Consider the following 9,922-nt stretch of genomic DNA (forward strand, 5'->3'; position numbering starts at 1 on the left):
CGGCCGGGGTGTCGCCGCTGATGCGTCCGCAGTCGGCGATGACGTCGGCGGCGGCGTGCGGGGAGTCGGCGAGGGAGTTGAAGGCGTGCCCGAGGGTGGGCCACAACCCGGCGAGTCCGGCGGCCTGTTCGGCGATCCCGAGCCCGACAAGGACCTCCAGCCCACCGCTCAGCGGCTGTACGTGGTCCCAGAGCTGGTCGGGCACGAGGCCACGGCGGGCGGTGGCGGCGATGGACAGCATGCCGGTGTTGGGGTTGAGCGGTCCGCCGTGCGCGGCGGCACTGCGGTAGACGAGGTCACCGCCCGCCGGGTCCGCCTCGGCGAGCAGGACACGCCGGGGCCAGACCGCAGAGAGCGCGACGGCCGCGGTGGTGACGCCGGGGGAACCCTTGTCGGCGGCGAGAGCGATGAGCGCCATGGGGTGGGTGCCGCCTTCTAGTTGCCGGAGTTACCGGGGACCTTGACGAGAGCGACCTCGCCGTTGGAGGCGGCCTGGGCCAGGTCGGCGGCCTTGTCGCTGTCGACGGTCAGGGTGACCGCCAGGTTGGTGCTGCCGACGAGTTCGTCGCCGCTGTCCTTCGGGTCCGGGACGTAGCTGACGCGGGCATTGTCGGCGATGACGGAGTTGCTGGACGCCGACGAAGAGGAGTTGCCGCTGTTGCTGTTGCCGGAGTTGGCGCCGGTGGCGGAACTGACGCGGTAGGCCGCGACGGTGTCGCCCTCCTTGATGCCGGTCGGGTACTGGCCCGCCTTGAGGGAGAGACCCACCGTGGCCTTGCCGGCCGCGACACCCGCCTCGTCGCCGAACATCTCGCCGACCGCGACGACTCCGGCGGGGATGGCGTTGACGGCCTTCAGCTTCTTCAGCTGGTCCAGCTGGGTCCACTCGACGTAGTGGATGCTGTCGTCCTTGGCCACCATGACGGAGGTCGTGTTCGACTTGCTGACCGAGCCGCCCGCCGGGATCGGCGCCGTCACCTTGACGACCTCGATCCGGTCCCCGGCCTGAAGCACGAGCATGGTCGCGCCCAGCGCACCCACCAGGATCAGCAGCACCGCGAGCGCGGCCAGTGCCGGTTTGCGCTCGCGAGGCGGGGTGGGAAGCCGGTCGCCGACCGACGGCTGAGCCGGAGCGGCGGAACGACCGGCGCCCGCCCCCGTACGCTCTTGGATCTTCACGCAACCGCTCCCCGTACACCCAAGAAGATGTCTGTCATGTGCCTTCAATTCGGACACTTCACCCGCGTCGACCCGCACGGAGAAGTGCGGGACGGGCCGGACGTAACCGCCCGACCTGGGCGAATAGCCAGCACTGGGGGTGAGTGTCAAGCCATCGCACCGTATCAGCCGCACATAAGCCCCTCAAGGCGCGTCCGACCCCACGGGCCGCAGGTTGCGGCCTGTTATCCATCTGCAACGTCGAACCGGCTCAACCCGGCCGGTACCAGCCCCGGATGACAGCACCACCTGTGCGCCAGCGAATCACCACGGAGCCCAACGGCCTTTGCCCAGCGGCTGGTTCGTCACCTGTCGGCCATCATGCCTGCACGATTCACACACGAAGTCGGTAGTGGGGCGTCGCGTACCCGTGCTCCGGGAAGGGAATGGCCGCGGCGGCCGACGTCGCCCCATCGCCGTACGCGGCCGCCGACCGTCAGGTGCCATGCGGTCGCGTTCGGGACGTAGGGGTAGGCGACTCCTATCAACACCTCGGACGCATTCTCCTCACCGGCTGGGTCCCCTGCACCGTCGTGCGGCCCTGCGCACCGGCTGGTGTCCGCTCGGCCGCCGGGACCGGCTCGATGTGGCGGTGTGCCCGGTCTGCGCGGACGCGCTGCGGGACCGCCGCGCCCCGGAGGCACAAGGGGCTGTCCCGACCGCCCTGGCGGCCGAGTTGCCCGCCCCGAGACAAGACTCATGACCGCCCTGAACCAAATGGCCGTCAGCCACCAGCCCGGTAGCCGAGGAAAGGGGGCGGCCCGATCCGTTCATGCGGCCTCGTCAACTTGTCGGCCGTGCTCGACCCGTCCACTGCGACTCAGTCGTGCGGCACTTCTTCGAGGACGGTCTCCTTGAAGCGCCACGCCCCCCGGTTGCCCATCGCCTCCGCGCGCAGGCCCACCTCCCAGGCGATCCGTGCCGCCCGGCCGTGCGTCAGGTCCAGGAATTCCTCCGGGGCCACCTCGATGTAGCCACACCGGCCGGCGGGGTACGTACGCAGGGCCTCGCGCAGCTTCTCCTCCTGCTCATCCTGCGTGGAGTGGTCGCGCGTCATGGTCTTGCACGCCTTCCGGATCCGGCCCGGCCCCTCCTGCTCGTCCCGGCGCCTCGCGGAGTCGGATCCTCGCCAGGTCATCCAGCCGACGGAACCGAGTGCAGCGAGGGCGAACGCGCCCGCTCCGAGAGCTTCGCCCGTCGCATCCGCCTGGCCCGGCGTCTGGGGACGGAGTTCGCCCTCGGAGTCCTCGATCACCGTCAGCTCTTGCCCGACGTCGTAGAGGTCGGATGTCGCTCTCATAGCAGGACCTGGCACCTTGGTGCCGCCATCCCGCTCCAACGAGTAGTTGTAGTCACGGGCCTTGCGCCCCTGAGCAGGATCCCGCCACTCCTTCACGACCTTGGCCGTGACCTTCTCACCCCGCTGCTGCAGTGTGAGGTCATCGCGGCCTATGTCGGCCACGTATACAAACATCACGGACGCGATCAGGATGAAGATCATCGCGTACGTACTGGATGCCCTTGCCCCCAGCTTCCGGATCAGCACGATGAGTAGCACGCCGTGCACGATCCACAAGGGGGCCAGGGCCAAAGGCCCGGCATCGTCTACCAGAAGGAACATCCCGGCCATCACGGCAAGCATGTAGCAACCGATGCCGACCGCGAGCAGGGCGGGATGGCGGGCGCGCCTCTGCCGCGCCTCGTCCGCTGCTTGCGTCACGTCGCTCATGCCGGCTTCTCCGTTCTCCGGCCTCCAGGCCGGCGGCCCGGGCATACTCCTCCCGCGGCTGCTCCGCCGAGACCAATTGCATGATGCCGCTGAGCACCTCCCGGTACTGGGCCCAGTGATCGAGGTCCTCGGTCATGAAGACGAAGAAGACGGAACCGGGACCGGTCTTCAACGTCACACACAACCTGCCGGATCGTGACAGATAGGGGTTCCTACGGGCCGAACGGTACGCCTGGAATCTGCAGCTCCTGATCGCGGATGCAGACGGCGGCGATGCCGCAGAGCAGCATGACCAGCCCGGCCTCGGCTTCCGGATACAGGTCGCGCCACTGGACGGCCGTCCGCTTCGCCGCCCCTTCGGTCCTGGAACTCCGGGCCCGTCTTCCGGTATTCCGACCACCCCCAAGAGCGTGCCCTGGGACAGCTGGTCGCCGGGCATGCGCAGCAGGCAGCTCGACACGCGCTGGGCGCCCGCCGCATTCATCGTCTGAAGGATGTACTCGCTCGACACGACGAGGCTGAACCTCTGCTCCGGCGTTGCGGTCGTGAAGTGCGAGTCCGTAGCCTCCGCCATCCACAGCAGGCGTGCTTCGGCATGTTCGTCGAGGCCGAACTCCATGAAGCCGGGAGGCAGTTCGAACCAGAAATCCGGCACATCGGGGGCGACGGCCGTCACGTCGGCTGCTGCCGCTGCCCCATCGCCTGGAGCGTGCCGTAGCACCACCGGTCCGCTGCCGCCACAACGGCCGCTTCATGGTGGGCACTTCGGTCCAGGCGACGACGGAGTCCTCGTACGGCACCCGCCAGCCGGACCGCCACAGGGCCAAGGCCAGGTCGGTGTCCTCGGCCAGGGTGTCCTCGCTGACGCCGCCGACACCGAGCACAGGGCGACCGCGTCTTGGCGGCATCGACCTCGTGCTGGGTCCAGCCCTGGTAGACCAGCAGGGCGAAGAGGAGGGGAAGCTTCAGTGGGCACCTTTGTCGCGCATGCATGCGGACCCCATCGGACGGCTCAGGGCGTGTCCCACCAAGTGCGCTTACCTCACGGAAGCCCGCGCACAGGGACGCGCGTGTGTGCCCAGTCTGCTAAGGATGCCGGACTATCAGGTCCGTAAGGGGAAGTGCCGGTGATTGAGCGTGGCGCGCTCACCGGTAAACCACTGTGTCCGCCCTGAAATACGAGGGATGCAGTCCTCAGCCTGGAAGTTTGGACGGAAGATCACACTTCGCTTCTTTGTGGGCGTAACGGCCTACTGTTGTAGCCAGTTCGATGAGCGCCTGCCGTCCCTCTTCCTTCGAGCCTTCAAGCCCATGTGGGGCCTCGGCGTAGACGGTCAGACTGTACGGCTCCTTGCTCACCTTCTCCCTGGAGTAGCACGGGACGTAGATCGCGGCCAGATTAGCGGCTGAGATCCCCTTTATCCCAGCGCTGAAATCTTCGACCTTTCCTTCGATAGGGGGCAGCTCGTGATCGGCCCACCTGCGCCAGGACACAGTGGAGACCGCGTTGGCATGCAGGATGAGGAGGTTTTCACCGTCACCCTTTGCGAAGCAGTCGCTGTTGTAGTGCCAGTCTGCTTTTGCTGATGGCCCCGTAATGAATTCGTAGCTGGCAGCTTGAGGCAGTATGGAGTTGAAGATGTCGGCAGCCGCCTGTTGGTCGGGGAGTTGACGGCACACATCGTCAGCTTTGACGGTTCCACGCCCCTCGAAAGCTCCGAGGAAGTAGGCAACAAGCAGTCCGATGACGGCCACCGCAGCCACCGCACCGTAGACCAGAGGATTCCGGAGAGCTCTCCGGCCGCTCAAATCCGTCAAGATTGATCACCCAATCAATTTCGAACCGACTGAAATGCTACTGGGCGGCCCTGGTGCGCTCGATGAGGGAAGTGCTGTCACGAAATCCCCTGCCCGCCTCATCGCCAGCCCTGGATGCGGCCGCCGCATCACCCGTGGCTGATTTGACGGACTCCTGCGTCGTCAGGATGGCTGAGCGTTCGATCTGATCCGCACGCTCCACGTTCTTGTAGACCTGCTCCTTCTCCTTAGACCCATCGCCGTCAAAGCCGTCGAGAATGCCATTGAAGACCTCGCCTGCGGCTGTGCCGGCCAAGCCACCCGCATACACGCCCGCCGGACCTGCGAACGGCGCCGTCGCGATGGCTACGGTGCTCCCGACCAGGGAGCCGCCCCACAGGCTCGCGTGTTCCTTCCAGGCACCGTCTCGCGCATTCGCCTCAGCGTCGCTCTTTTCGGCTTGGAACTGTTGGCCGTCGCCGATAACACCCTGGAATAGTCCGGTTCCATAGGCGATATCGTCGATAGCGGCATCAGTGGTCTGGGGGTAGGCATCTGGGTGATTCTTTTGCGCCTCCATCAGCGCGGCAGCGTAGACGTGCTGGGAGACGTTAAGCCTGTCGTATCCCTCCTTGTTGCGGGACACTGCATGCAGGAAACGCACGGCGTCATACTTGTCAACTTGGCTTGCGACGCCCGGAGTTGGATAGAGCTTGTCCCCGTACATGACGTCTGTACCCAGGGCGCGATGCAGATCCGGCAAGTACTCAGCCGAGATGTTGGCGAAGCTGTCCGACATGTATCCGTGTTCCCGCAGTCGGTCCTGATCTTCGGACACCGACTTCACAAGCGCACTGAACAGACCCGCCTGTTCCTTCGAGTGCTTCACGTCCTCGGCCGTAGCCGCTTCACCGGGCCGATGCCCGGTGGTTGCCGCTTCTAGCGCGTGCCCCATCGAGTTCCGACCGGTCACACTCTCCTTGCCTTCCATGCTGTCGTCCGGCCACTTGCGCTCTTCGAAGAGGTACTTGAAGTTGGTCTCGGCCTTACCGCCGTCGCCCTTCTGCTTGGCGGTGAAGAACTTGGTCGCTGCGCCAGGACTGTTGGCAAGTGCTTTCATGTAACCTGTGAGAGGGTCGTTACCCTCATCGTTGCCCAGGTGGTTGACCGTGCTCGTGGTGCCCCAGCCGGATCCGTAGAGCTTGTCGGCACCCTCCATGACCCGCTTGTCTTCCTTGACGAGCGCGGTTCCGTAGTCCTCGAGGAACTTGTCGTCATAGTCGCCGTAGCGCATGAGGTTGCTCATGACGATGAAACCCTCAGGACCGCCGGAGCCCCCGTTCGGAGCAGGACCCGGATCCGAGATCGGATCGTCACCGATCTCGACCATGTCCTTCTTCCACTTCCTCATCTCCGGAGAGTTGGAGTTGGTGGCTGCGGCCACGGTGAGACTCAGGTGCTTCTGCATCTCTTCGAGCTCATCGGCCCGCTCGAAGTCCGAGGTTTCTCCGTACCCGGAAGGCCTGTCGAGGTTGCTCATCTTTTCCCAGAGCTGCAGCGTCTTCCTCGCTCCGAGAGCTCCGACGACCTTTTCGGCAAAGGGATATTCGTCGTAGTTCTCGGCGAATAGGGCATCCAACTCGTCGAACTCCTCGGGGCTGAGGTCCTCGGGGTCCTTCTTCGCCAGCTCCGCGGCACGTTTGGCGGCCTTGGTCGCCGCGGTATTGGCGGCCCTGTTCACCTGCGCCTCGTTGATCTGGACCATGCCCGCGAAACCGGGGTACGGGTCATTGTCCATGTTGAGGGCCAAGTGGTAACGCCGTTTCAGCATGGGGAGTTCACCTTGGGCCCAGGACGCCACCTTCAAGATGTCGGCAAGCTCCTGGACGCCCACGCCCCAGTAGGCGAGCTGTGCCTTGTAGTAGGAGGCCCGGTCCTGCAGGGTCCCCTGGTCACGCCGTACGGAGTCGATCGTGCCCTTGAGCTTCTCCGGGTCGATCCCTGAGAAGACGCCGCCGCTGCTTCCCCCGTCATCCGGGCGCATGCCGTTCCCCGTTCCGCTCTCATCGGATCCAGTGCTGCTCTCAGGCCGCTTCAGTACATGTGTCTGCTGCGGTTCATCGAGTTGGCTTCCTCTTGGGTGACCTTCTCCGGCATGCGGTCGATTTCGCGCTGAATGTCCTCAAGTACCTTGTCAATGCGCGTTCGTACCGTCTTGCGGTGGCCGGCCACGTCGTCGTGCCACTTGTCGGCGTTCTTGCCGACCCATGACCTCACCGAGTCCCGGCCGCCTTTTCCGATGTCCGCAGCCGCCTTCTTCAAGGAGCTCACGAGTTCACCCCGCTCCTTCTCAAGCTCTCGCTTGAGCTTCTGCAGCCGCACGCGGTCCGGGTTGTCCACCTTTGGGTTGTCGCCGTCGGCTCCCATGCCTCCCCCTCATCCGAGCGCACCCTACACAGCAAACGTTTCGCTTTCGCTTCGCCTGCACGGATGAGCAAACGCGTTCAGCGCCACTTATGACGACAGCAAGCCCGCGCCACGCCACACCCGGACCATCATCGAGAAGCAGTCGCGACGGGCACGCTCCGACGACTGGGCGACTCCTGCGATCGGTACGGGTATCGATCGCGACAGGCTTGAGACCGCCACGCCAGAGAATCGAAACCCTTCACGCCACGGCGCCGGACGCCCGGGCACAGCGATACCCAACACCGTCACCTGATAGGGCACCATCCGGACACGACCAACGCCGCTGGAGTCCAGCATGCCCTGAATTGCCCACACTCTCACGTAAGTTCGCGGTGGTGAACCGGAAACCTCACCGGTACCGTCAGTGCACAACTGAACCTCTGTCTCTCACGGGGAGCCACTGTGAAGCGCCGCCCTTTGTCCGTTGCTGTCGCGCTCACTGCGTCTACAGTCCTACTGCTCACCGCGTGCGGTAGCAGTGATGCCGGCTCGAAGGACAACGACAAGATCGCGGGGTCCGACACCGGATCCCAGGAAGCGACTTCGAGCCCAAGCGCGTCGGACTCCGCCGAGCGGCCCGACATCAAGCTGACCGGCGGCGTGGAAGACGTCTTCGAGGGCTGGGAGACGGGCAACGCGACGAAGGATGCGGTGCTGGCGGACGCCGCACGAGCACAGACCGCGATCAACGACGCCATCCTCAAGGGCAAGACGGACACCCCCGGCCTCACCTTCTACTACCAGGGCGAGGCCCTCACAACGTCCGTGAAGTGGGTCCAGAAGTGGGTTGACGCCGGACTGACGTACACAGGCATCACCCGGTACTACAACCCCAAGATCGAGTTGTTCAACGACACGTCGGCAGGCGTCTCCTTCTGCGCCGATGAGACCAAGGCATACAACAAGGAGCGAAAGTCAGGGAAGGTCGACAGGTCGCCGGCCTCGGACGATTCCTACGTGCTGTACAACACCCGCTTGGAGAAGACCACGCAGGGAGTGTGGCAGACGACCAGCGGGACGTCCGTGCGCGGGAGCAAGGGATGCGTTCAGTGACCAAGGTCGGTTCCGCTGCCGCAGTAGGTACGCTCGTGATCGCCTGCACACTTCTGATGTCCAGCGCAGCCTTCGCCAAGGATCCCGGCGGATCTCAGTTCGACGTCTCGGGGAGTAACGAGACGGACAGTGGTCAGACTCTCGAGTCGCGCATCGTTTTCCGGGGATCTACCGGAGGCTCTGGAGCGAAGGAAGCCGGGCAGTTCAGGCCCGCCGGCGACTGGACTCCACCGGCTTGCTGGTACGAGCCGAAGTGGACTCCCGCCGAGTTCTCCAAAGAATTTCAGAAAGAATGGAACATCCCGCATGCTAGTGGTGTGGGAGAGGCATACGCCTTGTCCAAGGACTACTACATCAACGGGAAACCATACAAGGACTTCAACAAGTCCGAAACGGGCAAGGGCCTGTGGTGGGACGCTGTTCGGGACAAGAGCCGAGAGGAATCGGGAGACCCAGCCGCCTTTGCCTGTGACACGAAGACATTCTGGGTGGAGAACGGCGAGACACCTAAGGTGGAGAACGCCGTGACCCCGAAGATTCTCGCCGATCTCGCCTACAGCCGGATCAAAGTGCCCGACACCGAGGTATCCCTCGCCCCTGCGAACACCACCAAGGTCAACCTTCCCACTTGGGCCTGGCTCGACCGAGCCAAGTTCCAGAACGTCTCAGTCACCGCCTCACTCGACGTCGGCGGTGTGAACCTCCAGGCCACAACCACCGCCAAGCCCATCGCGCTCAAGCTGGAGCCAGGAACTTCGGATGCTGAGGTCTACCCCTCCTCAGGGGAGTGCACCTTCAACGACGACGGTTCAATCGGTGAACCATACGCAAAGGGAAAAGCCGATCAGACGCCGCCTTGCGGAATCAGGTACCTGCGTTCTTCCGGTGACGGCTCGTTCAAACTGCGAGCGACCATCACGTGGGAAGTGACCTGGACTGGGACGGGCGGCGCCGGCGGGGACCTTCCCAATGGGACCTTCGGAACTGAGCAGAACGTAACCGTCCAGGAGATCCAGGCCGTCAACAGGTGACGGAGCGGACGGGAAGCAAAGGGGTGTGGAGGCACGGCCACGCCCCAACGACCTACTGGAGCGGCCTCTTCACTGTAGTACGAGCGGCAGGCAGCCCGTCGCGCCGTGGTGGAGAGTGCCGTGCTCACCGAGCGCCTCCACTGAAGGACGACGGCGGGCTCCCGAAGGGTGCTGACCAGCGGGCTCAGTGCGAAGTCGAGGTTTCCGGCCTGGTCGGTCAGGCCGACCCAGCGCAGTTCGTCTGCCTCCGCCAGTTCCAAGGGCGCTTCCTCCCCTTGCGGTAACTGAGGACAGCCAAGTGGTTCCCGGCAAGCCGGAACCGACCTCGTGCGCTGTCATACGAGGGCATTGAGTGTCGCTCTAGCCTCGATCTTGCAGGATGGTCCGTCAGCTTGCTGACGGACCCTTTCGGCTTGTTCGCGGTGGCTATTTCTGCAGGTAGGCAGGTTGGTGGCCCGGCTGTCGCGTCGGGGGGCGCCGGGTTCCACGGCTCCGGGTGGGTGGTGCTGCTCGTGGGGACGGGGAGTTGCTGGTCAGCCGGGGTTCGGCAGGGCTGCGAGCCGTTGCAGAGCGTCGGTGATCAGGCCGGTCCAGGGCCAGTGCCTGGCGAGACGGAGGATGCGGC

The 9,922-nt window shown here is 64.8% G+C and carries 7 protein-coding genes and 2 pseudogenes; 2 read left to right on the top strand and 7 right to left on the bottom strand.

What is annotated here, in order from left to right:
- The 7 genes and pseudogenes from ABZ281_RS22370 to ABZ281_RS22400 all read right to left on the bottom strand — a co-directional run.
- Window positions 1–418, bottom strand: a pseudogene (locus ABZ281_RS22370) (hypothetical protein); the annotation flags it as partial.
- Between the two features lie 17 nt (window positions 419–435).
- Entirely contained in the window at window positions 436–1,179 is a 744-nt protein-coding gene (locus ABZ281_RS22375) for a hypothetical protein (RefSeq protein WP_356657992.1), read from the bottom strand.
- Between the two features lie 859 nt (window positions 1,180–2,038).
- Entirely contained in the window at window positions 2,039–2,947 is a 909-nt protein-coding gene (locus tag ABZ281_RS22380) for a hypothetical protein (RefSeq protein ID WP_356657994.1), read from the bottom strand.
- Between the two features lie 684 nt (window positions 2,948–3,631).
- Window positions 3,632–3,831: pseudogene (locus ABZ281_RS22385) on the bottom strand (glycosyltransferase family 2 protein); the annotation flags it as partial.
- A gap of 310 nt (window positions 3,832–4,141) precedes the next feature.
- Window positions 4,142–4,702, bottom strand: a complete 561-nt coding sequence (locus ABZ281_RS22390) for a hypothetical protein (RefSeq protein ID WP_356657996.1) — start codon at window positions 4,700–4,702, stop codon at window positions 4,142–4,144.
- A gap of 100 nt (window positions 4,703–4,802) precedes the next feature.
- Window positions 4,803–6,788 (bottom strand): DUF6571 family protein, encoded by a 1,986-nt coding sequence (locus tag ABZ281_RS22395; RefSeq protein ID WP_356657998.1) that lies wholly within the window; start codon window positions 6,786–6,788, stop codon window positions 4,803–4,805.
- A gap of 50 nt (window positions 6,789–6,838) precedes the next feature.
- Complete coding sequence (locus tag ABZ281_RS22400) at window positions 6,839–7,171, bottom strand: hypothetical protein (protein WP_356658000.1); 333 nt, start codon at window positions 7,169–7,171, stop codon at window positions 6,839–6,841.
- Window positions 7,172–7,615: 444 nt separating this feature from the next.
- Between ABZ281_RS22400 and ABZ281_RS22405 the strand changes: the two genes are divergently transcribed.
- Both ABZ281_RS22405 and ABZ281_RS22410 read left to right on the top strand, forming a co-directional pair.
- Window positions 7,616–8,266 carry a hypothetical protein gene (locus ABZ281_RS22405; protein WP_356658002.1) on the top strand — a complete coding sequence of 217 codons (651 nt, stop codon included), beginning with the start codon at window positions 7,616–7,618 and terminating at the stop codon, window positions 8,264–8,266.
- Window positions 8,263–9,297, top strand: coding sequence for a hypothetical protein (locus ABZ281_RS22410; protein WP_356658004.1), 1,035 nt, complete (start codon window positions 8,263–8,265; stop codon window positions 9,295–9,297). Before ABZ281_RS22405 ends, ABZ281_RS22410 begins: the two co-directional genes overlap by 4 nt.
- The last annotated feature ends 625 nt before the right edge of the window (window positions 9,298–9,922 follow it).

This window comes from Streptomyces sp. NPDC006265, assembly GCF_040613555.1.
In the GTDB taxonomy this organism is placed as follows: Bacteria; Actinomycetota; Actinomycetes; order Streptomycetales; family Streptomycetaceae; genus Streptomyces.